General features: G+C 35.1%; 26 protein-coding genes. 16 read left to right on the forward strand and 10 right to left on the reverse strand.

Annotated elements, in window-relative coordinates:
* The first annotated feature begins 84 nt into the window (after nucleotides 1-84).
* From AC07N0_RS17760 to AC07N0_RS17825, 14 genes are all read left to right on the forward strand, one after another.
* The gene (locus AC07N0_RS17760; protein ID WP_494590261.1) at nucleotides 85-1,116 is read left to right on the forward strand and encodes a glycoside hydrolase family 43 protein; all 1,032 of its coding nucleotides are present in this window, start codon (nucleotides 85-87) and stop codon (nucleotides 1,114-1,116) included.
* A complete protein-coding gene (locus AC07N0_RS17765) occupies nucleotides 1,117-2,190 on the forward strand; it encodes an endo-1,4-beta-xylanase (protein ID WP_494590262.1) in 1,074 nt (357 codons plus the stop codon).
* A 9-nt stretch (nucleotides 2,191-2,199) separates the two neighbouring features.
* On the forward strand, nucleotides 2,200-3,477 hold the full coding sequence (locus AC07N0_RS17770; RefSeq protein ID WP_494590263.1) for an MFS transporter: 1,278 nt from the start codon (nucleotides 2,200-2,202) through the stop codon (nucleotides 3,475-3,477).
* Between the two features lie 224 nt (nucleotides 3,478-3,701).
* Nucleotides 3,702-6,041 carry a beta-L-arabinofuranosidase domain-containing protein gene (locus tag AC07N0_RS17775; RefSeq protein WP_494590264.1) on the forward strand — a complete coding sequence of 780 codons (2,340 nt, stop codon included), beginning with the start codon at nucleotides 3,702-3,704 and terminating at the stop codon, nucleotides 6,039-6,041.
* Nucleotides 6,042-6,216: 175 nt separating this feature from the next.
* Nucleotides 6,217-7,008 (forward strand): cyanophycinase, encoded by a 792-nt coding sequence (locus AC07N0_RS17780; RefSeq protein WP_492804053.1) that lies wholly within the window; start codon nucleotides 6,217-6,219, stop codon nucleotides 7,006-7,008.
* Nucleotides 7,009-7,168: 160 nt separating this feature from the next.
* Nucleotides 7,169-7,759 (forward strand): TetR family transcriptional regulator, encoded by a 591-nt coding sequence (locus AC07N0_RS17785; RefSeq protein WP_492804051.1) that lies wholly within the window; start codon nucleotides 7,169-7,171, stop codon nucleotides 7,757-7,759.
* 70 nt (nucleotides 7,760-7,829) lie between these two features.
* The gene (locus AC07N0_RS17790) at nucleotides 7,830-8,291 is read left to right on the forward strand and encodes a hypothetical protein (protein ID WP_492804049.1); all 462 of its coding nucleotides are present in this window, start codon (nucleotides 7,830-7,832) and stop codon (nucleotides 8,289-8,291) included.
* A gap of 1 nt (nucleotide 8,292) precedes the next feature.
* Nucleotides 8,293-8,613, forward strand: a complete 321-nt coding sequence (locus AC07N0_RS17795; protein WP_494590265.1) for a DUF3817 domain-containing protein — start codon at nucleotides 8,293-8,295, stop codon at nucleotides 8,611-8,613.
* A 128-nt stretch (nucleotides 8,614-8,741) separates the two neighbouring features.
* On the forward strand, nucleotides 8,742-9,068 hold the full coding sequence (locus tag AC07N0_RS17800; protein ID WP_492804045.1) for an ArsR/SmtB family transcription factor: 327 nt from the start codon (nucleotides 8,742-8,744) through the stop codon (nucleotides 9,066-9,068).
* Nucleotides 9,069-9,126: 58 nt separating this feature from the next.
* Nucleotides 9,127-9,765, forward strand: a complete 639-nt coding sequence (locus tag AC07N0_RS17805) for a DUF1275 family protein (RefSeq protein ID WP_494590266.1) — start codon at nucleotides 9,127-9,129, stop codon at nucleotides 9,763-9,765.
* Nucleotides 9,766-9,826: 61 nt separating this feature from the next.
* On the forward strand, nucleotides 9,827-11,239 hold the full coding sequence (locus AC07N0_RS17810) for an MBL fold metallo-hydrolase (protein WP_494590267.1): 1,413 nt from the start codon (nucleotides 9,827-9,829) through the stop codon (nucleotides 11,237-11,239).
* A gap of 18 nt (nucleotides 11,240-11,257) precedes the next feature.
* A complete protein-coding gene (locus AC07N0_RS17815) occupies nucleotides 11,258-11,824 on the forward strand; it encodes a YeeE/YedE family protein (protein WP_494590268.1) in 567 nt (188 codons plus the stop codon).
* A gap of 4 nt (nucleotides 11,825-11,828) precedes the next feature.
* Nucleotides 11,829-12,317 carry a DUF6691 family protein gene (locus AC07N0_RS17820; protein ID WP_494590269.1) on the forward strand — a complete coding sequence of 163 codons (489 nt, stop codon included), beginning with the start codon at nucleotides 11,829-11,831 and terminating at the stop codon, nucleotides 12,315-12,317.
* A gap of 114 nt (nucleotides 12,318-12,431) precedes the next feature.
* On the forward strand, nucleotides 12,432-13,310 hold the full coding sequence (locus AC07N0_RS17825) for an AraC family transcriptional regulator (RefSeq protein WP_494590270.1): 879 nt from the start codon (nucleotides 12,432-12,434) through the stop codon (nucleotides 13,308-13,310).
* Here the strand turns inward: AC07N0_RS17825 and AC07N0_RS17830 are convergent.
* Nucleotides 13,307-13,570, reverse strand: coding sequence for a (2Fe-2S) ferredoxin domain-containing protein (locus AC07N0_RS17830; protein ID WP_492804036.1), 264 nt, complete (start codon nucleotides 13,568-13,570; stop codon nucleotides 13,307-13,309). The genes AC07N0_RS17825 and AC07N0_RS17830 overlap by 4 nt on opposite strands.
* 197 nt (nucleotides 13,571-13,767) lie before the next feature.
* Here AC07N0_RS17830 and AC07N0_RS17835 point away from each other — a divergent pair, with 197 nt between their 5' ends.
* Nucleotides 13,768-15,783, forward strand: a complete 2,016-nt coding sequence (locus AC07N0_RS17835; protein ID WP_494590271.1) for a glycoside hydrolase family 3 protein — start codon at nucleotides 13,768-13,770, stop codon at nucleotides 15,781-15,783.
* 175 nt (nucleotides 15,784-15,958) lie between these two features.
* On the opposite strand, the gene AC07N0_RS17840 is transcribed toward AC07N0_RS17835, so the two are convergent.
* From AC07N0_RS17840 to AC07N0_RS17870, 7 genes are all read right to left on the reverse strand, one after another.
* A complete protein-coding gene (locus tag AC07N0_RS17840; RefSeq protein ID WP_494590272.1) occupies nucleotides 15,959-17,329 on the reverse strand; it encodes an alkaline phosphatase family protein in 1,371 nt (456 codons plus the stop codon).
* Nucleotides 17,330-17,460: 131 nt separating this feature from the next.
* Nucleotides 17,461-18,672 (reverse strand): metabolite traffic protein EboE, encoded by a 1,212-nt coding sequence (gene eboE, locus AC07N0_RS17845; RefSeq protein WP_494590273.1) that lies wholly within the window; start codon nucleotides 18,670-18,672, stop codon nucleotides 17,461-17,463.
* 6 nt (nucleotides 18,673-18,678) lie between these two features.
* On the reverse strand, nucleotides 18,679-19,836 hold the full coding sequence (locus tag AC07N0_RS17850) for a 3-dehydroquinate synthase (protein WP_494590274.1): 1,158 nt from the start codon (nucleotides 19,834-19,836) through the stop codon (nucleotides 18,679-18,681).
* An 89-nt stretch (nucleotides 19,837-19,925) separates the two neighbouring features.
* Entirely contained in the window at nucleotides 19,926-20,807 is an 882-nt protein-coding gene (eboC, locus tag AC07N0_RS17855; protein ID WP_494590275.1) for a UbiA-like protein EboC, read from the reverse strand.
* A 3-nt stretch (nucleotides 20,808-20,810) separates the two neighbouring features.
* Entirely contained in the window at nucleotides 20,811-21,830 is a 1,020-nt protein-coding gene (locus AC07N0_RS17860) for a TatD family hydrolase (RefSeq protein ID WP_494590276.1), read from the reverse strand.
* A gap of 125 nt (nucleotides 21,831-21,955) precedes the next feature.
* Complete coding sequence (locus AC07N0_RS17865; protein WP_494590277.1) at nucleotides 21,956-22,771, reverse strand: EboA domain-containing protein; 816 nt, start codon at nucleotides 22,769-22,771, stop codon at nucleotides 21,956-21,958.
* A gap of 92 nt (nucleotides 22,772-22,863) precedes the next feature.
* Nucleotides 22,864-23,547, reverse strand: coding sequence for a recombinase family protein (locus AC07N0_RS17870; RefSeq protein ID WP_492804020.1), 684 nt, complete (start codon nucleotides 23,545-23,547; stop codon nucleotides 22,864-22,866).
* 574 nt (nucleotides 23,548-24,121) lie between these two features.
* On the opposite strand from AC07N0_RS17870, the gene AC07N0_RS17875 reads away from it, so the two are divergent.
* Nucleotides 24,122-25,081, forward strand: coding sequence for a D-2-hydroxyacid dehydrogenase (locus AC07N0_RS17875; RefSeq protein ID WP_494590278.1), 960 nt, complete (start codon nucleotides 24,122-24,124; stop codon nucleotides 25,079-25,081).
* Between the two features lie 91 nt (nucleotides 25,082-25,172).
* Here the strand turns inward: AC07N0_RS17875 and AC07N0_RS17880 are convergent, their stop codons facing one another.
* A complete protein-coding gene (locus AC07N0_RS17880) occupies nucleotides 25,173-25,703 on the reverse strand; it encodes a YceI family protein (RefSeq protein WP_494590279.1) in 531 nt (176 codons plus the stop codon).
* 33 nt (nucleotides 25,704-25,736) lie between these two features.
* Nucleotides 25,737-26,366 (reverse strand): alpha/beta hydrolase, encoded by a 630-nt coding sequence (locus AC07N0_RS17885; protein WP_494590280.1) that lies wholly within the window; start codon nucleotides 26,364-26,366, stop codon nucleotides 25,737-25,739.
* Nucleotides 26,367-26,381 lie beyond the last annotated feature (15 nt).

Here is a 26,381-nt window from a genome sequence, read left to right on the forward strand (position 1 = left end):
TATAATATTTGCTTTTAAATCAATGTTTGATAAATACGTGAAGCAGTGAAAATGCTTATTGCACACTCTTAATTTTAATTATCCATGAAAAAACAATTCTTATCATTATGCTTAGTGGCTGCATCTTTGTCTGTCTTCGGACAAGCGAAAAAGCCTATATCGCAACCTTTGGTTTCTCATATTTACACAGCCGACCCTTCTGCTCATGTGTTTAATGGAAAAATCTATATTTATCCTTCACATGATATTGAGTCGGGCGTGAAAGAAGATGATGAGGGTGGTCATTTTGATATGAAAGATTTTCATATTTTATCAATGGATAAAATAGGAGGAAAAGTAACGGACAATGACGTAGCCTTAGATATTAAAAATATTCCTTGGGCTGGTCGCCAGTTGTGGGCACCCGACGCTGCGTTTAAAAACGGAACTTATTATTTATATTTTCCTGTAAAAGACAAAGATGACGTTTTTAGAATGGGCGTAGCCACTAGCAAAAGTCCAGTAGGGCCATTCAAGGCTGAAAAAGAGCCTATCAAAGGTAGTTTCAGTATAGACCCATGTGTGTTTAAAGATACAGATGGTAGTTATTATATGTATTTCGGAGGTATCTGGGGCGGACAATTACAACGTTGGAAAACAGGAAGTTATGATCCTAAAGGGAAATTGCAAGATGATAACCAGCCTGCTTTAGCGCCTAAAATAGCCAAATTGAGTAAGGATATGTTAAGTTTTGCCGAGGAAGCAAAAGATGTGCAGATTCTGGATAAAAATGGTAAAGTATTATTGGCAGGCGACAATACCAAACGCTTTTTTGAGGCATCATGGTTACATAAATACAAAGGCAAATATTATTTTTCTTATTCAACAGGTGATACCCATTTCATCAATTATGCTATTGGAGATAATCCTTATGGACCATTTACTTACAAAGGCGTAGTGCTGAATCCAGTTGACGGTTGGACTAACCATCATTCTATTGTGGAAATCAAAGGGAAATGGTATTTGTTTTATCATGATGTACAGCTTTCTGGAAAAACACATTTAAGAAATGTAAAAGTGACAGAGTTGAAGTATAATCCAGACGGAAGTATTCAAACAATCACTGCCTACAAATAAATGAAGAAAACCCTTTTAACCGTTTTATATACTTGTAGCTCTTTATACCTTTTCGCTCAAAGCGAAAAGGTCAAAGGACTCAAAGATTATTATCAAGCCTACTTTCCTATTGGTGTAGCTGTAAACCCTCGGATGGTGAATGAGGGTGCAGAATCCTCCTTTATTGTACAGCAATTCAATAGTCTTACGCCTGAGAATTCTATGAAAATGGGACCCATTCATCCTCAAGAGAATGTGTATAATTGGGAAGCCTCAGACAAGATGGTAGCCTTTGCTCAGCAAAATGGCTTGAAAGTACGGGGGCATAATTTGTGCTGGCATAATCAAACTCCTGCATGGTTCTTTAAAAAGGATAATAGAGTCGTTACGAAAGAGGAACTATTAGCTCGTTTAAAAGCACATATTTTTGAGGTAGTAAAACATTATCAAGGCAAAATTTATGTTTGGGACGTAGTTAATGAAGCGGTGCCCGACACTGGACTTTCAATGTATAGAAAATCTAAATTTTATGAGATTATAGGAGAAGAATACATCGCCAAAGCTTTTGAATATGCTCATGAAGCCGACCCAAATGCATTACTTTTTTACAATGACTATAACACTGAAAGTAAAGCCAAAAGAGAAAAAATCTATCAATTATTGAAAGGTCTGAAACAAAAAGGCGTACCTATTCATGGCGTAGGGTTACAAGCCCATTGGTCGATTGATGAACCTACAAGAAGTGAATTGGAAGAATCAATTACAAAATTTGCGAGTTTGGGTTTGCAAATACAGATTACTGAACTAGATATTTCTGTATATCCAAAAGAACATGAAAGACGAGAAAGGAGGGAAAACGATGGAGTAGGTATTTTCACGGATGAAATGGAACAAAAACAAATACAGCAATACAAAATGGTTTTTGATGTTTTCAGAAAGCATAAACAACATATTACAAGCGTAACATTCTGGAATCTTTCAGACCAATATTCTTGGTTGGATAATTTTCCTGTAAGAGGTAGGAAAGACTTCCCGCTCTTATTTGATAAAAACCTTAAACCCAAAAAAGCATTTTGGGAAGTTATTAAGTTTTAACCATTCTCTATGAAAAATTCAGGTACTTACCGTTGGACGATTGTAGCTTTATTATTCTTTGCCACAACCATCAACTATCTCGACAGACAAGTAATAGGTCTATTGAAACCGACGCTCGAAAAAGAATTATCTTGGACAGAAAGCGATTATTCAAAAATCGTTATGTCGTTTACGGCGGCGTATGCGATTGGCTTATTGATTTTCGGACGCATTATTGATAAAATTGGTACAAAGCTCGGTTATACCATTTCTATTATTATTTGGAGTATAGCCGCTATTTTTCATGCAGCAGCTAAAACAACTTTAGGTTTTGGCATTGCAAGAGCCTCGTTAGGTTTTGGAGAGGCAGGTAATTTCCCTGCCGCCATTAAATCAGTAGCAGAATGGTTTCCTAAAAAAGAAAGAGCCTTGGCAACGGGTATTTTTAATTCTGGAGCAAACATTGGGGCAGTAGTTGCCCCTATCATGGTACCTTGGATTTTAGGTGCTTATGGTTGGGAAGAAGCATTTATCATTACGGGAGCCATTGGTTTTATTTGGCTACTTTTTTGGTGGTTTATTTATGAAATCCCCGCTCGTAAGAAAAACCTTTCTGCTAAAGAGTTTCAGTACATCCATAGTGATAACGAAGAAGAAGTGGATGCTACAACATCTGTACCTTGGCTTCAATTATTTAAGTACAGACAAACGTGGGCATTTGTTACGGGTAAATTCCTGACTGACCCTATCTGGTGGTTTTTCTTGTTCTGGTTACCTTCTTATTTTTCGTCGACTTTTGCTTTAGATTTAAAAAAGCCAAGCATACATTTAGCGGTTTTATATACTTTTACCACAATAGGTAGTATCGGTGGTGGTTATTTATCGGGATGGTTTATTAAAAAGGGCTGGCCAGTTTTCAAAGCTCGAAAAACAGCTATGTTGATTTTTGCCATATTCGTTATACCTATTGTGTTAGCACGTTATGCTACTGATATTTGGCAAGCAGTATTTTTGATTAGTATAGCAGCATCCGCTCATCAAGCTTGGAGTGCTAATATCTTTACAACTGTATCAGATATGTTCCCTAAAAAAGCCATTAGTTCCGTCGTTGGTATTGGAGGAATGGCGGGCTCATTAGGAGGAGTATTGTTCCCTTATTTTATCGGTATTATTTTAGATAAGTATAAATTACTTGGTGACCTAAACGGAGGCTATAATATCATTTTCTTAGCCTGTGGTTTTGCCTATTTGTTAGCTTGGGGCATTATTCATTTGTTAACGCCAAAAATGCAAAAAGTAGATTTGTAAAATACTTAAAATCATTAATCCATAATGAGCGACTCAAATCCCTCGTTATGGATTTGGTGCTTAAAAGCCTTGCTTTTATAAGTACCACTTATATAATCAAAAAAGCGTGCCTATATTTGTGTCAAAAATACACATTTTAAATGTAGCCAATTTTTATTGCGTTCAATTTTTAATCCATGAACAATACAATGTCTATCAAACACTTTTCTTTATACTTGTTTTTCATGAGCATTTTAACAACATGTTATGCTCAACAAGAATCTGCTACTACTCCAAAGCTTCAAAGCTTTCCTTTACAAGCTGTTCGTTTGCAAGCAGGGCCATTTTTAAATGCTCAGCAGGTGGATATGAAATATATCATTGCTTTAAATCCTGATAGATTGTTAGCACCATATCGCATAGATGCAGGCTTGCCATTAAAAGCAGAACGATATGGTAATTGGGAGAACTCTGGTTTGGATGGACACATCGGGGGACACTATTTATCAGCCTTGGCCTTGATGTATGCTTCGACTAATAATCCCGAAATGCAGAAACGCCTAAACTATATGGTGTCGGAATTGGCTTTGTGCCAAGAAAAAAATGGAGATGGGTATGTCGGAGGGATTCCACAGGGAAAAGTATTTTGGTCGAGAATTGCCAAAGGAGATTTGGATGGTAGTGGATTTGGTCTGAACAATACTTGGGTACCTCTGTATAATATTCATAAATTATTTGCAGGTTTGTACGATGCCTATACGGTAGGAGGTAATAAGCAAGCATTAACGGTTTTAGTAAAATTAAGTGATTGGTTTGCTGGTACAATTCAAAACTTGAATGAAGTTCAAATCCAAAAAATGCTTCAAACAGAACATGGTGGAATGAATGAAGTGTATGCTGAGTTGTATGAAATTACGAAAGAAAAAAAATATTTAGAGATAGCTGAGAAAATATCTCATCGTGCTATTTTAAATCCCCTTTTAGCACAAAAAGATGCGCTGACAGGCTTGCATGCTAATACGCAAATCCCAAAAGTGATTGGCTTTCAGCGTATAGCAAGTTTGACGAATAATCAAGATTGGGCAAATGCAGCTAATTTTTTCTGGGAAAATGTTAGCTCAAAACGCAGTGTTTCTTTTGGCGGAAATAGTTTCAGAGAACATTTTAATCCTGTAAATGATTTTACGCCGATGTTGGAATCTAACCAAGGTCCAGAAACTTGTAATTCTTATAATATGCTCAAACTGACTAAATCTTTATTCTTGTCAGAACCTAAAGCCAATTATATAGACTTTTATGAACGTACATTGTTTAACCATATCTTGTCGTCTCAACATCCTACTAAAGGGGGATTTGTGTATTTTACGCCTATTCGCCCTCGTCACTACCGTGTTTATTCACAGCCACAAGAAGGTTTTTGGTGTTGTGTAGGCTCAGGATTAGAAAATCACGGAAAGTATGGTGAAATGATTTATGCTCATACTGACAAAGATTTATATGTAAACCTATTCATGGCTTCAACCCTGAACTGGAAAGAAAAAGGAATAGTACTTACTCAAAATACCCAATTTCCGAACACTTCAAATTCAGAAATTAGCCTAAAACTTACAAAACCACAAACCTTTACGCTCTTTGTTCGCTATCCAAAATGGGTAAAAGAAAATGCTTTTCAAGTAAAAATCAATGGGAAAGCCTTTGTGCTGAATCAAAAACCTTCTTCGTTTATTGCTATCAATAGAGCTTGGAAATCAGGTGATAAAGTATCGCTTACTTTCCCGATGGAAACTACTGCTGAAACACTTCCAGATGGCTCGCCTTGGGTTTCATTTGTACACGGACCAATTGTATTAGCAGCCAAAACAGATACGACAGACCTAAAAGGGCTTTTTGCTAACGATAGTCGTATGGGACATGAAGCCTCAGGGAAGCTATATCCATTAGATGAAGCACCGATTTTAGTAAGTAATTCTAATGAATACTTATCGAAAATACAGCCTATCAAAAATACAGCTTTACAGTTTTCAATGGGCGATGCACTTTATCCAAGCAAATACCAATCACTAACGCTAATTCCTTTTTATCAGTTACATGATGCCCGTTATATGATGTATTTTCCTGTAATGAATCAAGAACAATTGGCAGTGAAAGTAAAAGAAATGAAGGAAAAGGAGCAAATAAAATTAGCGTTGGAACAACAAACCATCGACCAAATAGCTTTAGGAGAACAACAACCCGAAGCTGACCATCATTTTCAAGGAAATCAATCAAACACAGGGGGAGAATTAGGGGCTTTTTGGAGAAGTACTACCGACTGGATTAGCTATGATTTAAGAAACGCTGAACAGACTGCTAAGAAATTAAGAATTACTGTTGGAAATGAAAATAAAGCCAGAGAATTTGATATTGTTATTAATGGGGAGTTGTTTAAAACAATTCAACTAGAAGCCAAGAAGTCGAGAAAGCCATCAGATATTGATTATGAATTGCCACAAACATTGAATACAAAGGCTATCAATATCAAATTTGTTGCTAAAAATAAACAAAGTACTGGGGCTATTTATAGTATTAGATTACTGAAGGAATAGTGTGTTTTTTCGCCCTTGGCGTTGCTTACGCTCGTGTTGTTGGAGGACAAACTCCAACAACGGTGGGAACCCTCACAAATACCCGAAACCTCAAACAGAATATACTTATACTATTTTTTACAAATTACATTTACGATATTGTAAGAAAATACTTCAACAAATAATTCTTGCAAAGATGCTTCTAAAAATTCTATCAATCATTTTATTGTGTTCGGGCTTTACTTATGCTCAAGAACGTTTAATTATTATCGGAGGGGGAAAGCGTCCTGCTGATGTACTGACAAAATTTATTGATTTAAGTGGGAAAGACCAAGGCGAGATATTAATCATTACATGGGCAAGTGGCGAACAAGAAGCCAGTTTTGAATCTATCAAAAAAGATATTTCAGCATTATCTCCTATCAAAGTTGTTCATGCGCCAGTTTCTCCGTTGACAGTCGAGTCTAAAGAAGTATTGTTGAGTCAGTTAAAAACAGCTAAAGGTGTTTTCTTTACAGGAGGCGACCAAGTTAGGATTATGAAGGTGTTGGAAGACGAAAGTTTATTCAAGGCTTTGCACGAACGTTATCATAAACAAATAGTTTTTGCAGGTACTAGTGCAGGAACAGCCATCATGTCTGAAAAGATGATTACAGGTGAAGGCAAATTAGACGTAATTGATGGCTCGCAAGTTGAAACAAAAAAAGGGTTGGGATTATTACCCAACGTAATTGTAGATCAGCACTTTGTGAAGAGACAAAGAGAAAATCGCTTGATGGGCTTGATTCTTCAAAATCCAACGTTATTAGGAATTGGAATTGATGAAAATACAGCTGTATACGTACAAGACAATAAATTAGCCGAAGTACTAGGCGAAAGTCAGGTATTGATTTTTGATACCCAACAAAAGAAAAATGAAATGAAAATGTACTTTTTGAAAAAGGGAGATAAATTCGATTTAGTAAAGAAGAGTAAGCTAAAAATATAGTTGACAATATTTTTAATATCATTCAGGAATTAACCCTTGAACATGAAGGTTTTAACTTTATGTTCAAGGGTTAATAATTTACAGGCTATCAGTATTAAAGAGTTTTTCAATAAATCAGCCATCTTTGTATCACCAAACAAGACTAATCAGAAATATTATCATGGGAAAAGCTGCTGAAACACGATTGACAATCCTTCAAAAAGCCTTTGAATTGATTTATATCAATGGCTATCAGGCTACTAGTATTGACGACATTATTGCTACGACTAAAGTAACAAAGGGGGCTTTTTTCTATCATTTCAAAAATAAAGAAGAGATGGGGCTTGCTGTCATCAACGAAATGATGCAGCAAACGATGGGGAAAATGTTGTTAGAGCCACTTTTGACGGCTGAAAATCCATTAATGGCTATTTATCACATAATGGAATATTTATTAATGCAAGAACCTTATTTGCAAATTAAATATGGCTGCCCAACTAATAACCTGATTCAAGAAATGGCGCCTTTAAATGATAATTTTAGTAAAGCACTTACTAAAATTATGGATAATGTTTTACAAAGTACAGAGAAAGCTGTTGAAAGAGCAAAATCTTTAAACTTGGTAAGGGCAGATGTTAATAGTAAACAAGTCGCAATCTTCGTTTCTGCCAGCTATGGAGGTATTAGAAACTTAGGGAAATTATATGAGAACACTGATTATTATCGAGCCTATTTAAACGAGTTGAAAGACTATTTGAATCGATTGAAATAATTTTTTATCTAAAAACATACTATTTAGTATGTTTTTAGATACCTTTGTAACGTTAAAACTTAAAATATCGATGCAAATTCTCTTATTTATTCATTCTCTTTTAAGGTGGCTGGTCTTAATTAGTATTATTTATGCGTTATTCAGGGCTTATCTTGGCTTAAAAAACCAAGCTGTTTTTTCAAAAACAGATAACTCAGTCCGACATTGGACAGCCACCATTGCACATATTCAATTAATTGTTGGGATTAATCTTTACATTAAAAGCCCGACTGTTAAATATTTTTCGAGTAATTTTAAGCAAGCTATTCAGCACTTAGAATTTACTTTTTTTAGTTTAATACACCTCCTTTTAATGTTGATTGCCATCATTGTTTTAACCATTGGTTCGGCTTTGACAAAACGCAGAAAAAGTGATGAAGAAAAATATAAAACCATGTTAGTGTGGTTTTCATTAGCTTTATTCATCATTTTCATAGCCATCCCTTGGCCATTTTCCCCTTTAGCACATAGACCACTTTTTAGACAATTTTAAGATGAAAACTTTTTTCTCAACTAATATAGGGCGTTTACGCATCATCGCTTTTCTTGAAGGGGTATCATTTCTATTCTTGCTTTTTATCGCTACGCCCATGAAGTATTATATGGATAACCCAGCAGGAACGAAAATACTAGGACCAATCCACGGAGCTTTATTTATCCTTTTTATTCTCAATGCTTTGAGTGTGGGCGTAGAAGAAAACTGGAAGTTTTCAACAACCACTTGGAAGGTACTATTAGCCAGTGTTTTGCCATTTGGTACATTTTATATTGACCATAAAATTTTAAAAGAGATTCAAAAAAGTAAAGAAGCTTAAGTATAGTTTTCATCGAACAAATCAACACATTTACAGTACAATTTACCTAAATAGCACTATATTGAAGTACTTATTTGTACTATATGAAAATATTATCATATATTTGTATTGTAATTAAAATAATAGAAATGGAAGTACTAGAAAACAGTCCCAAAGAAAGATTTCAAGCTAGCAAGCAGAAAATGGAAAAGGCTGCCTACATCCTAAAGACAGTGGCACACCCCGTTCGATTGGCTATTATAGAGTTACTCAATCAACAAGGTGAAATGGGCGTAAATGATATTTGTAAAGCCTTAGATTGTGAACAATCGCTTATTTCTCACCACCTGATTAATATGAAACTTCGCGGAATACTTCAATCGCATAAAGATGGACTGAATGTATATTATGATTTGAAGGAGAAAGAAATTGTAAAACTATTGCAATGTATTGAGAATTGTGATTGCAATATGTAAGATTTCTTACGTTTATATATGAAAAAACAACATATATTAATTTTTAATATCACCATTAATGATTAGTCGAAGAACATATACATCCTCATTTTCATTTTCGTTTGTTTCGGGAATTATTAATATTTTGGGCATACAATTTTTAGGATTAGTGGTAACAAATATCACGGGGCATTATAGTACAAGTATTATATTGAATAAAACAGAAACTAATAGAGACATTCTTATTACGTGCTCGTATGTTTTTGTGTACTGGATAGGGTCGTTTTGGGCATCCTCGTGTTTTTATTATGGAAAAAAAAGAGATAAAACTTATATAAAAATATTTCCGATTTTTCTAAACCTGACAATTCTATTATATGCACTTTGGTCACAACACTTAATTATCTGGTTACTTTTTTTAGTTTCTAGCACACAAAATGCTTTAGGGGCTAATCATACTGAAAATCAGGTTAAAGCTTCACAGATTACAGGGGTAGTGATGGCTTCAGGGCTTGACATAGCTAAATATTTTTTTGGTGACTTTTCAGCCGATTACAAAAGGACTTTCTTAAAATCTTTCTATGTTAAGATGTTGAATATCATAGGATTTATATTGGGAGGAATAGCTTCATTTTTTTATAGTTCAATCACTATTTTATGGGTACCTGTAGCATTCTATTGTATAATTGCAATGCTAATTCTAAAGAAAAAACTTTAAGTATTTAATCTTATTCATCAAAATCAATAAACTAATACATTTCATTGATGTATTCTTAACAATGATAGTAGAACAAATTTATACAGGCTGTTTGGCACAAGGTGCTTATTATATTCAATCAGAAGGTGAAGTTGCCATTATTGATCCTCTTCGTGAAGTACAACCTTATATTGCGAAGGCTGCTAGAAATAATGCAAAAATTAAATATATTTTTGAAACCCATTTTCATGCAGATTTTGTATCAGGACATTTAGATTTATCTCGCCAGACGGGTGCTCCAATTGTCTATGGGCCAAAGGCTAATCCAAATTTTGATTGTATTGTAGCAGAAGATGGTCAGATATTTCAAATTGGAAAAGCAACTATCAAAGTACTCCATACACCAGGTCATACGATGGAGTCTTCATGTTTTTTATTAACAGACGAAAACGGTCATCAACATTGTTTGTTTTCGGGAGATACCCTTTTTATTGGAGATGTCGGTCGCCCAGATTTAGCACAAAAATTGGGAAGCATTACAACAAACGATTTAGCAGGATTTTTATATGATTCGTTAAGAAACAAAATAATGACTTTGCCAGATGATTTAATTATTTTTCCTGCGCATGGTGCTGGTTCTGCTTGTGGTAAAAATATGAGCAAAGAAACTTTTGATACATTGGGAAACCAGAAAGCGACTAACTATGCCTTGAAAGAACAAACCAAAGAGCAGTTTATTGCTGCAGTGACAGATGGCTTGTTGCCTCCCCCATATTATTTTCCTAAAAATGTTATGATGAACAAAACGGGTATTAAAACGATGAAGGAGATTGTGAATAATGTGCAGGCTTTATCGGTAGAAGCATTTGAGGCAGCTGCCAATGAAACTGGTGCTGTTGTGTTGGATACTCGTTTGGCGCAAGTATTCAAAGATGCGTTTATCCCAAATTCAATTAATATTGGTATCAAAGGGGATTTTGCTCCGTGGATTGGTACTTTGATTACTGATATTGAACAAGAAATTCTGTTTATTGCAGACAAAGAGAATATAGATGATGTAGTCACCCGTCTTTCACGTGTTGGCTACGACAATGTGATTGGATATTTGGAAGGTGGTATCGAGGCTTGGATAAAGGCAGGTAAAGAAACAGATAGCATTGAGTCTATTTCAGCGACAGAATTTGCTAAAAGATTTGAAGAAGCTAACGGGCAATTAATAGTGAAGGATGTTCGTAAGCAAACGGAATATACAGCTGAGCACGTTGACGAATCCATGAATATTCCACTATCGGCGTTGAGTGATAACATGGCTGAATTTTCAAAAACAAAGACTAATTATATTCATTGCGCTGGTGGATATCGTTCTATGATAGCAAGCTCTATTTTAAAAGCCCGCGGTTTTGATAATGTGGTAGATGTGGCTGGAGGTTTCAATGAGATTGCTAAAACAGCTGTTCCTACAACAGATTTTGTATGTCCTTCTAAATTAAAATAATATTTAACATCCAGAAAAATGATAGAATTAATTCGCGAGCCTTGGCATTGGGCAGTTGCAGGAGTGCTAATTGGCCTGACGGTACCCACTTTACTTATTATTGGGAATAAATCGTTTGGAATTTCATCGTCTTTACGTCATATCTGCGCAGCTTGTTTTCCTGCTAATATTTCTTTCTTCAAATATGATTGGAAGAAAGAAATATGGAATTTGTTTTTTGTAGCAGGTGTATTAATTGGTGGATTTATCGCTACCAATTTTTTATCCAATCCGAGTACAATTGTCATGAGTGAACAAACGGTTACGGATTTGAAAGCTTTGGGTATTACAGATTTTTCAAACTTAATGCCTGCTGATTTATTTAGCGTTGATAATATTTTTACCTTGAAAGGTTTCTTCTTTTTTATACTAGGTGGTTTTATGGTTGGTTTTGGCACACGATATGCAGGTGGTTGTACTTCTGGTCATGCTATCATGGGTTTGTCAACCCTACAACTTCCGTCATTAATTGCCACTATTTCATTTATGGCGGGAGGCTTTTTGATGATACACTTACTATTACCTCTCATTTTTAAACTTTTCTAAGACCATGCAAAAACAAGATGTTTTAATGAATGAAGAGTTTGTGTGTGATGCACCTAACGAGCAAATTAAAAAAGAATCCTTAGCTAGCAATTTTAAATATATGTTAGTCGGTATCATCTTTGGGATAGTGTTTGTAAAAGCTGAAATAGTATCATGGTTCAGAATACAAGAGATGTTTCGGTTACAATCATTTTTTATGTATGGTGTGATTGGTACGGCTGTAGTAGTAGGAATGATTTCGGTATTTCTAATCAAGAAATTAAAGATAAAGACTCTTTCAGGTGAAAAAATTATTTTCCATGATAAGGTATTCAATAAAGGGCAAATCTATGGAGGCTTAATTTTTGGTTTAGGCTGGGCTATTACAGGTGCTTGTCCAGGACCATTGTTCGCTCAAATCGGAAGTGGTTTTGCAGTAGTAAGTATTACTTTAATAAGTGCCATAGCTGGTACGTGGGTGTACGGATATTTAAGAGATAAATTACCGCATTAATTTTTGTATGACTAAAGGATTTTTAGACTTGAGGACTAAAAGTACTTAAAGTGATAAAACTATGAAATCCTTTAGTCCTCAAGTCCTTCATCTTAAAGTCCCCCGAATTCATTGATGAAAAAACCAATTCCAATCATCACCATCGAGCAACTAAATAGTTGTGGTACGCATATTATGATGAATATGGACATTCGGAGATTAGAAGTTCATGCTAAAACGTTGACTCCTGCTGATTTTCCGCATAGACATGATTTTTATAATTTGATTTATATAAAAAGAGGAACGGGGACTCATGATATTGATTTTAGGCATTACGAGGTAGTACCACACCAACTTTTTTTAATGAATGAAGGACAGGTACATGAATGGAGCCTTAGTGATGATATTGAAGGGTATTCCTTTTTCTTTAAGAAAGAATTCTATGAAGTAGATGAAAATAATCTTTCGTTGAATGGATTACCCTTTTTCAATAATAGCCCGAACGATGAACCAATGGTTATTTTTGATAAGTCATTAAGCAATGTAATTGAAGACCATTTTGAAGAAATTATTCAAGAATATGCCGACAAAAAGCCCCATTATGAATCTTACATCAAAACAATTCTCAAACAGATTTTAATTCAGGCACTTAGGGTATATCAACCCAATTATAAAGACGATTCTTCTACTTTAAGTATCTCGAAATTCAAAAGTTTTGAAAATCTGATAGAAGACTATTATCTAAAATACAAATCTGTGAAAGACTATGCCAGTCAACTAAATATCACAGCTAATTACCTCAATGCTATTTGTAATAAAATAGTAGGCAGAACGGCAGGAGAACTAATCCGCAACCGTATTATTTTAGAAGCCAAAAGGCTTTTATTGCATTCAAGTATGTCTATTTGTGAAATCGCCTATCACCTTGGTTATGACGATTGTTCATATTTTATAAGGGTTTTCAAAAAAGATGTTCATCAAACGCCCGAGCAATTCAGGCTGTTGAATCGCTAATTAGTCAAAATCATATCTTTAAAAATCTTCTCGGCTTTCCACATCGAAACCTCAGTAAACCATTTGTTTTGTGGTTGAAAGCACATAACTGGTGCCTGTTTACATCGGTCAGTGCATTCTATTTTAAAAATCTCTACAGTATCTTTTAAGTCATTTTCTTTAATGGCTTCTTTAAAAATCTTCCGCACTTCTTTGTGTTTTCCGCATTTGCTTCCATCACAAATAAAGATTGATTTCTCTGGAAATTTCGAGTCACTCATGGATTTAAGTATTAAGATTGTTTGTCATCTCTATGCGATTATAAAATATAACTTTATTTATAAAAAATAAGTATAAATTAATAATGATAGACTTTATGAAATAAGCCTTTCGCAATGATAAAGCTCATTTTGAGGGGTAAATTAACTATAATAATGGTGATTATTTCTAATTGGTTCATTAAAACTAAAGTTAAGATATGAATATTTACTTAAAAGTTACAGCGGTAGTGGTGTTTCAAACATTTTTTGTGCTAGGTTCAGATGCTCAGAAAGTAATACAGCCTGAACTTGGCAATAGAAGTGTTAACCTTTTAAAAGTCAAAAATCTGACATTCAAAGATTTAAACAAGAATGCTAAGCTTGATAAATATGAGGACTGGCGCCTGCCCATTGACTTAAGAGTAAAAGACTTGGTTGCTCAAATGACTTTAGAAGAAAAGATAGGTTTTATGATTATCAGTACTACTCGTTTGGCTGGTGATTATTCTTTTCAACCTAACGCTCCTAAAGCTGAAATTTCAAGTGGGTTTAATGAAGAAGATTTGATGCAACCCATCAATATGTTTACCCGTAAACCTTTGCCAGTTCCTACCATGTCAACCGCTGGAACAACAAAAGGCGTAATGAATTACAACCTACGTCATTTTATTTTAAGAGCGAATACCAGTGCCAAAATCATGGCAGAATGGGCAAATAACCTGCAAGCTTTATGCGAAACATCACGCCTTGGTATTCCCGCTATTGTTGCTTCTAATCCACGTAATCATGTTACGATTGATGTAGCCATAGGGTTGAGTGTAGGCACAACTGTTTTTTCTAAATGGCCCGGGGAACTAGGATTAGCCGCTATGCGTGATTTAAAACTTACGCATGAATTTGCTGAAATAGCTGGTAAAGAATGGTCGGCAGTAGGTTTGCGAAAGGGCTATATGTATATGGCAGATTTATCTACTGAGCCTCGTTGGGGACGTATTGAAGGCACTTTTGGTGAAAATGCTGATTTAACATCAAGCATGATTCGCGAAATTGTATTGGGTTTTCAAGGCAATAAATTGAACAAAAACTCAGTAGCCATGACAACCAAACATTTCCCAGGGGGTGGGCCACAAGTTGGCGGGCAAGATTCTCATTTTGATTGGGGTAAAAATGCACATTATCCTGGCGGAATGTTTGAATACCATCTAAAGCCTTTTAAAGCCGCCATTGCAGCAGGGACTTCGGCTATTATGCCTTATTATTCTGCCCCTAAAGGAGATGGATTTGAAGAAGTTGGATTTTCGTACAATAAAGCAATTATTCAAGATTTGTTGAGAAAGAAACTTGGGTTTAAAGGAATTATTAATTCAGATACAGGACCAGTAGATATGATGCCTTGGGGAGTGGAGAATCTGTCGATTCTACAGCGTTATCAAAAAGCTATTGATGCAGGGGTTGATATTTTTTCTGGAAGTGCAGACCCATCTTTATTACTAGAAACTGTTAGAAAAGGCTTGGTTTCAGAAGAAAGAATCAATGAGTCGATTGCTAGACTTTTGAAAGAAAAATTTGAGTTGGGCCTATTTGAAAATCCTTACGTTAATGTAGAAGCAGCTATAAAAACAGTAGGTAATACAGCTTTTCAGAAAAAAGCAGATTTAGCCTTGAGAAAATCTATCGTCTTATTGCGTAATGATGCAAAGGTTTTACCTATTACTAAAAAGACAAAAGTATATTTTGAGACCTATTATGACAATGGTAGAAACCCCAATCCAATTACTGTTAATAAACCAAGTATTTCAAACCCTACTATTGAATTTATAGGAAGCAAAGAAGAAGCAGATGTCGTATTATTGTGGCTTATTCCTAATGGTGGAAGTTTGTTTAGTTCGCAAGGCAAACCGATTGAATTGAGTTTATCTAAAAATAAAATAGATATAAATCACGTAAACGAAATCATCAAGGCTAAGCCTACAGTGGTTGCCATTAATTTTACCAGCCCTTGGGTAATTGATGAAATCGATGGTACAAACTTAAAAACTGTAATAGCGACATTTGGCACTACAACTGATGCACTTTTGGATGTAGTAAGCGGTGCATTTAACCCAACAGGTAAAATGCCTTTTACTACGCCTGTTTCAGAGAAAGCCGTTTCAGAAAATCAATCGGATGTGCCGGGATATTTAAAACCAAAAGGCTATGCACTTTTTAAGTTTGGGGATGGAATTAGTTATTAAAAATAAAGAATAGAAAATACGATATGTAACAATAAGCCTCAATTTGGCTTTATCTGTCTTGTTTATGTCACTTTAAGCCAAATTGAGTCTTTAATTTGGCTTAAAGTGACATTTTTATCCCCAAAAAGAAAGGCTACTTTTTTGAGTAGCCTTTCTAGTAAAATATATTTTGTTCTTATTTTGAAAACAAAGCTTCCCAAATTACATCATATACGTCAGGTGCTTGAATTTCGCCGTCTCCTATTTTTTTATCAGAAATTAATATAGGATAGTATTCTTTACCAATATTAATACCTCCATGAGAGCCTTTTACAAGGGTCGCATCTAATGGAATAACGTCCATCAAATACCTGAATCCTAATAATTTACGGGCTAATTTGTAGCCTGCTCTTAATTTAATAAATGGATTAGCAGGATTCATAAACATCTCTACAGGGTCGTAACCAGGCTTTCTGTGAATATCTACCAAACGAGCGTAATCAGGGGCTTTTGAATCGTCTAACCAATAATAGTAAGTAAACCAACTGTCGGCATCTGCCATCACTACTAAATCTCCAGCACGTTCGTGATTAATATGATGAGCCTTTTTCCCTTCTTCGTCCAGTACTAAAGCAATGCCTTTTGTATTTTCTAAAATACTTTTTACACGTGCTTCTTCACTTTTATCATTAATATAAATATGAGCAATCTGATGGTCGGCAATGGCAAAAGCCTTTGAAACACCAGCATCTAATAATTCATAGTCACGTTCAACTCGCACAGAAATCAAACCATTTTCTCGGAATATTCTATTGATATGAATAGGATTATTTACGCTATTAATACCATATTCAGATAAAATAATGATGTTAGTATCCTTAGATTGATAATGCGTTACCAAATCTTCTACTAGTTTATCTACTTCTCCTAATTCTTTATGGATTTTAGAAAAATCAACACCATATTTTTGTAAGCAATAATCTAAATGAGGTAAGTAAATCAAACTTAGGGTTGGATCATGGGCTTTGTCAACCCAAATAGAGGCATCAGCAATCCATTTTGAAGATTTAATATTAGCATTAGGACCCCAAAAACTAAATAATGGAAAAATCCCTAAATCAGCTTGAAGTTTATCACGTAAATCTGCTGGTTGTGTATAACAATCTGGTGCTTTTACACCGTCAGCATGGTATTGTGGTCTTGGCGTTACTGAATAATCAGCCGAAGAATACATATTATACCACCAAAACATTTTAGAACAAGTAAAATTTGGGTCTTGACGCTTAGCTGCTTCCCAAATTTTTTCAGCCTTTACTATTTTGTTGGACTGCTTCCAGAATTTATGTTCATTGTCTTCACGGTCGTACCAACCATTCCCAACAATACCGTGCGTATCAGGGAATTTCCCTGTTACATAACAGCTTTGTGAAGTGGTAGTAACGGCAGGTAAAACAGGTTTTATATGGGTAAGCTGATGTTCAGAAAGATATTTTTTAATGAACGGAGTATATTCTCCGATGACACTAGTACTCAGGCCTACTACATCAATGACTACTGTTTTTTTCATATTATTTTTAGCTATCTGCTGTCAGTCATCAGCTTTCAGCATTTTTGTTAGAAATATGTCAACTATTTATATCTTAAGCTATGAGTAAAGAGAAAACCAAGCCGAAAGCAGATGACCGAAAGCCGATTTGCTCACAGCAATCCTTTCACCCAGCTAATTTCTCGAGCAATAGATTCATTCAGAGGAACTTGTACTTCTGGCGGTAAAACACCCCAAGTATAAGTTTCAATTTCTAAATGATTGGTAAAAGGTTTTTGTTTATGAATGGCTATGGTATCTACAATGTCTGATTGTGTTGATGAAAGCTCACCATATTGTTCGATAAATAAAGGCACATGAAAATGTACTCGCCATTCTACGTGTTTTTCTGGTTCAAATGCCTGAATAGCAAGATCCAAATCCTGATATTTGTCAAAAGTACCGTCTGCTTTCTTAGCAACTACTTGGTGTAAATAACTTACTTCGTCGTATTGAGCAATGGCTTTTAATTTTGCCTCGGCATCTTTCGTAAAATCTACTTTGATGGCAGAGCTTATTTGAATTTTGCCAACAGCAATATTTGCTTTTGATAATTGCTCTACTACGGTGGCAGGCTTCTCGTAGCTTACCGCAAAATGACAAACATCGTAGCATAACTGAATATGAGTATGCAAAATGTCTAATGTTTCGTCAGAAGAAAGTCCTTTTTTTGCAAAATATTCTGTAGCAATGGGTCTTAGATACTCTTCATACCAAGTAATAAATTCGGTAGAATTTTCCAATATACCATCTGGCTCTGGCTCAATGTCTAAATGTAATGTTTTTCCTGTTATTTCTTTAAGTGTAATTAATTCATCAACTACCAAAAGCATATTTTGTGTAGCCAATGTAGTAGCATAATGAAGACTTTCTAAGGGAGTACCACTTTCTGTTTTCCACCAAAAACGGTATGAAAGTGGCGAGGTAGAAATCCCTCCTTCGTTTATCTCAGCAGGTAAAAGTTTAGCTAACAGTTTAAACATTCTGATAGTATATTGTACTCTGTCATCAGTCGTCCAGTCAGGGGCATGTACTTGATCTTTTACTACGACATCATGAAAACCACCGTATGGAAACCCATTCATGGTAAACACATAACAATCGTTTTCGGTCAGCCAATTTTGAAAAGCCTCAAAATTATTTGCTTCGGATAAATCTATACTCGCTTGATTGGCCAAACGCAAGCCAATGCCCATTGAGGCATCTTTACTCACTGACCTTTTAATTTCAGGAATGCTACTTTGGAGTACCGAAAAATGATGTTTCCAATCTACACCAGGATGAATATTACTACAATATGTTAAAAGTCCGAAGGGAGTTTTCATAATTTTTTATGAGCGTTTTTCCAGAATATCTACAGCCTGTTTTACCAATTCAAAATCTATTTCGTGTACTTCTACTCCTATCCCAAGTCCTTCCAATAAAGTAATAGTTAGGCGACCGCCCAAATGCTCACGGAATTCATTAAGACCTTTCCAAAGATTAATTTTGTCATTTTCTGCCAAGGCTGGATGATATAAATCAAAGCCTAGGTTTTCTAAAACTAACAAAATTCTATCTAAAGCATCTTCGCTAATCATGCCTTTTAAATAAGAATACACACAGTCGAGGGCAATGCCAATAGCTACGGCTTCGCCATGACGTATTTCAAAATTGGTAAGATATTCTAATTTATGAGCAGCCCAGTGACCAAAATCTAAAGGACGGGCAGAACCGCTTTCAAAAGGGTCGCCACTAGAAATATGTTGTATATGTAATTCAGCGCAACGGAAAATATGCTCGTTCATAGACTCTTCATCTCTATGAGCCAACAAAACAGATTTATTTTCAAGCCATTCAAAGAAGGATATATCCTTGATAAGAGCCACTTTTACCGCTTCTGAAATACCCGAACGCCAATCACGGTCGTCAAGTGTGCTCAAAAAAGTGCTATCATTAAATACTGCTACTGGCGGAGCAAATGTGCCTAAAAAATTCTTTTTGCCAAAATAGTTTACACCATTTTTTACACCAACACCCGAATCATTTTGTGAAAGTACAGTCGTAGGAATACGGATATGTTTTACACCTCTATGAGCAATAGCTGATGCATAGCCTGTCATATCTAAAAATGCGCCACCACCTATGGCGGCTACAAATGAGTGACGGTCGATTCCATAAGTATCAATTGCTCGGAGTGTTTGAGCTAAATAAATTTCATCATTTTTTACTTGTTCTCCACCCGGTAACACGATAATGTCTGCTACTAGCTCAACTTGTTCTTGACCTTCAAAGTATTTTTTTATGGCTTCTTGCAAGTATTGATGGGTATTGGCAACACCTTCGTCAATTAGAAATAAAATTTTCTTACGAAATTCATTTGCACCATAATGACTGCCAAAATCGTTTAAGAAAGTAATTAAAGTAGTGTTTTCAGGGGCGAAAAGATTTTCGGTAAATAAGATATTGTACGAAAAATTAACCTGAAATGTTTGCTGAATCTGAGACATTTATAATACGAGTAAAAAATCAAATTTTAAATAATAGTTAACTAATATGAAACCCTATTATTGGCTCCATCAACGCATAACTCCTTGCTTTATGTAACGGCAAATAGCTTAGCCAATTTCATGGAAAGGGGCAACAATGCTAAAACAAATAAAGCAAGAATCCAGTTTCCTGACACACTTACCCATGCTGCATCCATTACGATTAAAGACAGCACTCCCGCTTTCACAGCCTTGCCAATATTAGGCCCTATTGGGTTAGCAATAGCAGTAATTAATGGTCTGAAAATCAGGTAAATGTGTAATAACACAAAGCCAAGGGCTAGTTCAAAATAGCCTAGCTGGAATGCAAAAAGCAATTGAGAGATACTAACAAAAGTATATAAAAATCCTGCAAAATATAACGTTTTTTGGCTTCCTCCATGTACTTCTCCTCTACTTACCATCGTAATAGCAGCTATGTATATAACAGGAATAATACCTAAATACCACAGTTCTGCAGGTGCAGTAGCTACGGCAGACATCCCCAAAATGAGGTTTCCACCACGACAAAGCCCCATGTTAATTGGACCGATGATATCATGATGTTTACCAAAACGATTATAAACCAATGCCAAAATAGCAACGGCAGTAGCGATTAGTCCACTTAGAGTACTGTTCAGAAAGGCTGCAATAATACCTATTATAAGTAGAATACTACCGAATATGGCAGCACTTTGCTTGCTGACTCTTCCACTTGGAATAGGTCGTTCGGGCCTCTCTACAGCATCTAGCTTAGCATCAAAAACGTCGTTATACACAATACCGCCACCATATAAACACTTAGTAGCAATGACGAGTAAAAGAACCGTTTGAATACTTTGAGTATCGCTTGAAAAAATAAAACCTGCGATGGAAATCCCAGCGAAAATATCGGCTACGGATGTCACAATGTTGGCAGGTCTTAAAAGTTGGAAGTATGCTTTTATGTTCAAAATTTAACGAATGATTAAGGCATTTTTGTCGACTCTAGGTTGTTGTCCCCCTCTCAAAATCGTGTTGCCATTAAATTTTAGACTTTGGTCTATTTCTTGCGGATTTTCAAAATCATCCACATTAATTTGTCCACTCTGAGCAAAGGCATCAATGGCATTTTGATAAGTAACCAAGCGAATATCATGGTCTGAAATTCCTTTAATTTTCATCAAAGCTGCCGTTTTTGGAATAGCCAACGGGTCGCTAATGCCCCAGTCAGCAGCAGAATTAATCATAATTCTTTCAGAACCATATTGTTTAACCACCTCTACCATACGCTCGTTACCCATTTTTGTAAATGGATAAATGGTAAAAGCGGCATAAAAACCTTGGTCTAATACACTCTTTACTGTTTCTTCATTATTATGGTCAATAATTACCATTTCTGGGCTAATACCATGTTCTAGTGCAATAGCCATACTTCTTTCAGTTCCCTTTTTCTTATCACGGTGCGGAGTATGTACCTGAACGGGTAAACCTGCTTCTTTGGCTAACTCTAATTGTAAACGATAATATTTTTCTTCGGCAGGCGTTTGGTCATCAAAGCCAATTTCACCCACACCTACTACGCCTTCTTTGTATAAATAAAGCGGTAGAATTTCCATCACTTCTTCAGCAAGGGCTTCATTATTGGCTTCTCGAGAGTTCAGACCGATTGTACAATAATGTTTGATACCGAATTGTGAAGAACGAAAACGCTCCCATCCTATTAAACTACTGTAATAATCTTTGAAAGTTGAAAGTCCCGTGCGAGGTTGACCAAGCCAAAAGGCAGGCTCAATAATAGCTACCACGCCTGCATCAGCCAATGCTTGATAGTCATCAGTTGTACGAGAAGTCATGTGAATGTGTGGATCAAAAAACTTCATATCTTTGATATAATCCATGAAATTCACTTGTACATTCGTTGCTGTTGCCAATTCTTCTACTGTTCCTTCAAAATGTGAAGGATTTTGGCTTATTTCATTATGTTTTTGGCACATTAGATTAGTGGTTAATAACTAGTTCAAAGATCAACACACAAACTCCGCTTTGAACTAGCTTTAAATTTCGAATAAAATACTAATTAGTATATCCTTTATTATCGGACAATAGAAGAGATAATCACTTATTCTTCTAAAGTTTTCCAAGAAATATGCTGACTATCAAGTGCTTCTACCAATGTTGAATATTTTTCAAGCAAGGATTTTGCTGGCTCAAAAGTTGTTTCTTTGCATACTAATATTGCTGCAATTTGATTTTGCTGACTATCGGTTAACAATAACTTTTCTATATCTTTTAGTAAACTTTCGTTCAAAAACTGAATGACTAATCGCCAAACTTGTGCTGGAACTGTTCTACCAGCAGCCCAGCGTTCATGAGCAAAATCCGAAAGCGTATCCGCTAATTTTTGATTGGCTCTTTCTGCTAAACCATGAATTAAATGTATGGGCTTATCATTAAAAATACATTTTAACACTAATTGATTCCATTCTGCTTCAGAAAAATAAGTACTGGCAAAGGTATTTCTAAATGCCAACGAATCGAAAATCAAACCAATATTAGAACGAACAGCCTCTGTAGCTCTGTAAACCCATTTTTGAGAGAAAGCCAAATATGGCAACGCAGAATAAAGTGCAACAGCTTCGTTGATTTCGGCAGTATCAAACAGGGAATTAATATTTTTTAGATATGCTTCTTCTGAATCGTGCGGAATGGATAACAATAAATAAACTCTTGTTAATCTATCCAATGTCCACTCATGAATAATGTTTTCGTTATCTAATGAAATAGTTACTGTCTTTTTCGATACAAATCTTGGTGCTGCGACAAATGCCGTTAAAATATGTTTACTATCACCTGATGTCTTACTTAAAATCCAATTTAGCTCCTTTTCTGTAGCATTTTCTTGGATAATTTTTAAAAGGTTGCTCTCTATGCTCACAATTTTTATGTCTAATGAATGCAAAATAATATTTATAATATTTATCAAAGGTAAGAACAGTGAAGGAAATTTAGCGTAATAAAAATCATTGTTTACGTCGTATTTATCTCTTTTTGTCGTTTTATCAAATACCAAACCGTAGAACGGTTGAACAGTTTTCCTTTAACGGTTCTGAAACCAAAATTATTGAGTTCTTGGGCAATACTTTCCAACGTATATTCATCTCTATTGTATCGGGCTATCATCCCGCTTGCCATTTTGTTATTAATGTTTTTAATGGCTTTTTCTCTTTGCATCTTCCCACCAAGGTCTCTAGTTTCTTGTGTAAAATACTGAGGATTGCCCATTTTTTCGCCCCTTTTTTTCTTGGCTTCCAAGGCTACTTTTGTCCTGATACTAATGATTTCTCTTTCTCTTTGAGCAAAAATTGCATAAATTCCTAGTGTAACTGTGTCAGTATCAGGTAAATCACAACTTTTAAAGTTTTCACCTAATAATTTCTTCAATTTAAATATATGCTCAATATCTCTGCTCAATCTATCTAATTTGGCAACGATAAATGTGTATTTTTTTTCATTACACAATTTAATCGCTTCCATCAATTTAGGACGATTTTCAATGTCTTTGCCACTGATGGCTTCAATAAATTCATGTTCAATATCTGCTTCATCAATTTTTGCATAATGTTCAATAATGGCACGTTGGGCTTCTAACCCAAGTCCCGAACGTTCTTGACCTTTTGTTGAAACGCGTAGATAGCTTACATATTTTTTCATAGATAGATTTACAGTTTTAAAGCTCAATTTTTAATCCGCTGAGATTTCATTATTTCCTTACTTGATTAATTCTGCTACAGAATAACCGATTCTCACGGGCTTTATTTTCCTGCTATTTTCAAAACTAAATTTTTGAAGTACCCGAAATAATCAATTTTTAAAACTTAGCCCTTAACCTTTACTTTTAGACAAATATAATATGCTTTGTTTAAAATCTAAGAGGGTCGTATTAGATTTTAAACAAAACTTATAAAATCATTTTTTTATTTTTGAAAGGGTTGATTTTACAATTTTTTTTAACTAAAGAAATTCCGTTCATTCGAAATACCTTTATTAAGGGTATTTTAAATTTTCATTGTATAAGCTAGTTGAGGTGAAATTCGTAAAAGATAAAAACTAGTTACTATTATGACTTTTGTAACATTAGCATTTTTGAAGAGAAAGAAATTTTAAAAATAAGGGCAGGAGGGAGAGCGATTAAAATTAGTCTTTGATAATATGGTCATTTACATTTGTAGTATCACACAAGCGTAAATTAATTAGCTTTGCAGTAATAACAAAATAACTAAGCAAAATGAAGATTGTTGTTTTAGATGGATATACTTTAAATCCTGGAGATTTATCATGGGATGAGTTAAACGCATTGGGAGAAGTTGTAATTTATGATAGAACCCCAAGCGAAAAAATTGTTGAACGTGCCGACGGAGCAGAGATTGTGTTAACGAATAAAACACCACTTGGTGCATCAGAAATTTCCCAATTGAATAGTTTGAAATACATTGGCGTACTGGCGACAGGATATAATATAGTAGATATTGAAGCTGCTAAAAACCAAGGCGTTATTGTAAGCAATGTGCCTGCTTATGGTACGGAATCTGTTGTGCAAATGACTTTTTCACTCTTACTAGAACTTACTTTACATGTTCAAAAACATAGTGATGCTGTTAGAGAAGGGAAATGGGCAAATTCTAAAGATTTTTGTTTCTGGGATTTTCCTTTGATTGAATTAGCTGGAAAAACCATAGGCATTATTGGTTTTGGGAGCATTGGTCAAAGAGTCGCAGATGTTGCTACAGCTTTTGGAATGAACGTAATTGGTTATAGTCGTACAAAAACCGATCAATCGCATCGTAAAAATTTTAAATGGGCAAGCATACCAGATTTGTTAGTAGCGTCAGATGTTGTAAGTATTCATTGTCCACTGACTGCTGAAACAAAAGGACTGATTAATCTTGAAAATTTACAGAAAATGAAAAACGCTGCTTTCCTGATTAATACCTCTAGAGGACCCATTGTAGTCGATGAAGATTTAGCCGAAGCATTAAATAATGGTACTATTGCTGGAGCAGGTATTGATGTACTTTCTGTAGAACCCCCTCAAAAAGACAACCCATTATTTACAGCAGAAAATTGTATTATTACACCACACATTGCTTGGGCTACTAAAGAAGCGAGAACAAGATTATTGTCTATTGCTTTAGAAAACATCTCGGCTTATATCACAGGAAATCCTACAAATATTGTCAATAAATAATTTATACTATAATAGTTAACCTTCTATAAATCAACATATTAATAAAATGGTCTCTATATTTTTTAGCATAGAGACCATTTTTGAATGTGTATTATGCTTGCTTTAATAACTGAATATTAGCTATTAATTTCACTTCTTCACTTACCAAAACTCCACCCGCTTCTGTTGGAGCATTCCAAGTTAAACCAAAATCTTTACGATTAATTTTAGCGGTTAATTCAAAACCAGCTTTTACATTTCCCCAAGGGTCAGTTGCTGTTCCACCATATTCTACTGCTAATTTCACAGGTTGTGTTACGCCTTTGATGGTTAAATCACCTACTAATTCAAACTCATCATCATCTTTTTTTGTAAATTTCGTAGAAGCAAACGAAAGTGTTGGATACTTTTCAACTTCAAAGAAATCAGCACTTTTTAAGTGTCCGTCGCGTTGTTCGCTGTTAGTACTAATAGAATCCACTTTGGCTTCAAATGATATTTTTGCATCTTCAAAATCATCTCCAGCTTCCACTGTTCCGCTGAATTCTTTGAAATGTCCTGTTACAGTTGTGATAACTAAATGTTTAACTTTAAACTGTACTTCTGAATGTGAAGGGTCGATAGCCCAGATTGTAGTTGACATGATGTTTTAAGTTTAATTTTATGAAATTGATAATTAATTTTCTTTAAAAATATATTGGTTCGCTAAATTGATTTCCTCGAAAGAAATAGCATGTTGCTTGCCTTTAAAAACGTTAGAATGAACATTCGAATTAAGATTTTTTAAAATAGCAATACTCTCTTCTACTCTTATTAACGGAACATGAGGGTCTGGATTGCCTGTTGTAATCAATATTGGTGTTTGCTCAAAGTCTCCTTTGTACCTTTCTTTTACTAATACTTCGCCAATCACTCCACCAGTAAAAGCTACTACGCCGCCATACTTTTTAGCATTTCTAGCCAAGTATTCTAATGTAAGACAGGCCCCTTGAGAAAATCCTAAAAAGTATATTGAATCAGCAGGAATACCTGCCTTTTCAATATCTTTCACTACTTCATCTATTACATTTAGCGCCGAATCTAGGGCAGGTTGATTTTGTCCCTCGGGTGCCATAAAACTATATGGATACCAACTTCTTTGGGTAGCTTGAGGAGCAAAAATCGCCATTTCACCAAGATTCAAATGTTCTTTTAACGTAATGATATCTTGGGCTGAACCACCGCGACCATGAATCATCACGATCGCTTTTTTGGCTTTTTCGATTGAAATACCAGTGGTCAAAACTTGTTTGCTATGTAAATACATAATTTTAATAAGTAA

The organism is Arcicella sp. GW821-FHT09D11, from assembly GCF_059416265.1.

Excerpts from the sequence above, each read along its gene's own strand:
- AC07N0_RS17760 (WP_494590261.1), top strand. The coding sequence starts at position 85 with ATGAAAAAACAATTCTTATCATTATGCTTAGTGGCTGCATCTTTGTCT.
- AC07N0_RS17765 (WP_494590262.1), top strand. The coding sequence starts at position 1,117 with ATGAAGAAAACCCTTTTAACCGTTTTATATACTTGTAGCTCTTTATAC.
- AC07N0_RS17770 (WP_494590263.1), top strand. The coding sequence starts at position 2,200 with ATGAAAAATTCAGGTACTTACCGTTGGACGATTGTAGCTTTATTATTC.
- AC07N0_RS17775 (WP_494590264.1), top strand. The coding sequence starts at position 3,702 with ATGAGCATTTTAACAACATGTTATGCTCAACAAGAATCTGCTACTACT.
- AC07N0_RS17780 (WP_492804053.1), top strand. The coding sequence starts at position 6,217 with ATGCTTCTAAAAATTCTATCAATCATTTTATTGTGTTCGGGCTTTACT.
- AC07N0_RS17785 (WP_492804051.1), top strand. The coding sequence starts at position 7,169 with ATGGGAAAAGCTGCTGAAACACGATTGACAATCCTTCAAAAAGCCTTT.
- AC07N0_RS17790 (WP_492804049.1), top strand. The coding sequence starts at position 7,830 with ATGCAAATTCTCTTATTTATTCATTCTCTTTTAAGGTGGCTGGTCTTA.
- AC07N0_RS17795 (WP_494590265.1), top strand. The coding sequence starts at position 8,293 with ATGAAAACTTTTTTCTCAACTAATATAGGGCGTTTACGCATCATCGCT.
- AC07N0_RS17800 (WP_492804045.1), top strand. The coding sequence starts at position 8,742 with ATGGAAGTACTAGAAAACAGTCCCAAAGAAAGATTTCAAGCTAGCAAG.
- AC07N0_RS17805 (WP_494590266.1), top strand. The coding sequence starts at position 9,127 with ATGATTAGTCGAAGAACATATACATCCTCATTTTCATTTTCGTTTGTT.
- AC07N0_RS17810 (WP_494590267.1), top strand. The coding sequence starts at position 9,827 with ATGATAGTAGAACAAATTTATACAGGCTGTTTGGCACAAGGTGCTTAT.
- AC07N0_RS17815 (WP_494590268.1), top strand. The coding sequence starts at position 11,258 with ATGATAGAATTAATTCGCGAGCCTTGGCATTGGGCAGTTGCAGGAGTG.
- AC07N0_RS17820 (WP_494590269.1), top strand. The coding sequence starts at position 11,829 with ATGCAAAAACAAGATGTTTTAATGAATGAAGAGTTTGTGTGTGATGCA.
- AC07N0_RS17825 (WP_494590270.1), top strand. The coding sequence starts at position 12,432 with ATGAAAAAACCAATTCCAATCATCACCATCGAGCAACTAAATAGTTGT.
- AC07N0_RS17830 (WP_492804036.1), bottom strand. The coding sequence starts at position 13,570 with ATGAGTGACTCGAAATTTCCAGAGAAATCAATCTTTATTTGTGATGGA.
- AC07N0_RS17835 (WP_494590271.1), top strand. The coding sequence starts at position 13,768 with ATGAATATTTACTTAAAAGTTACAGCGGTAGTGGTGTTTCAAACATTT.
- AC07N0_RS17840 (WP_494590272.1), bottom strand. The coding sequence starts at position 17,329 with ATGAAAAAAACAGTAGTCATTGATGTAGTAGGCCTGAGTACTAGTGTC.
- eboE (WP_494590273.1), bottom strand. The coding sequence starts at position 18,672 with ATGAAAACTCCCTTCGGACTTTTAACATATTGTAGTAATATTCATCCT.
- AC07N0_RS17850 (WP_494590274.1), bottom strand. The coding sequence starts at position 19,836 with ATGTCTCAGATTCAGCAAACATTTCAGGTTAATTTTTCGTACAATATC.
- AC07N0_RS17860 (WP_494590276.1), bottom strand. The coding sequence starts at position 21,830 with ATGTGCCAAAAACATAATGAAATAAGCCAAAATCCTTCACATTTTGAA.
- AC07N0_RS17870 (WP_492804020.1), bottom strand. The coding sequence starts at position 23,547 with ATGAAAAAATATGTAAGCTATCTACGCGTTTCAACAAAAGGTCAAGAA.
- AC07N0_RS17875 (WP_494590278.1), top strand. The coding sequence starts at position 24,122 with ATGAAGATTGTTGTTTTAGATGGATATACTTTAAATCCTGGAGATTTA.
- AC07N0_RS17880 (WP_494590279.1), bottom strand. The coding sequence starts at position 25,703 with ATGTCAACTACAATCTGGGCTATCGACCCTTCACATTCAGAAGTACAG.
- AC07N0_RS17885 (WP_494590280.1), bottom strand. The coding sequence starts at position 26,366 with ATGTATTTACATAGCAAACAAGTTTTGACCACTGGTATTTCAATCGAA.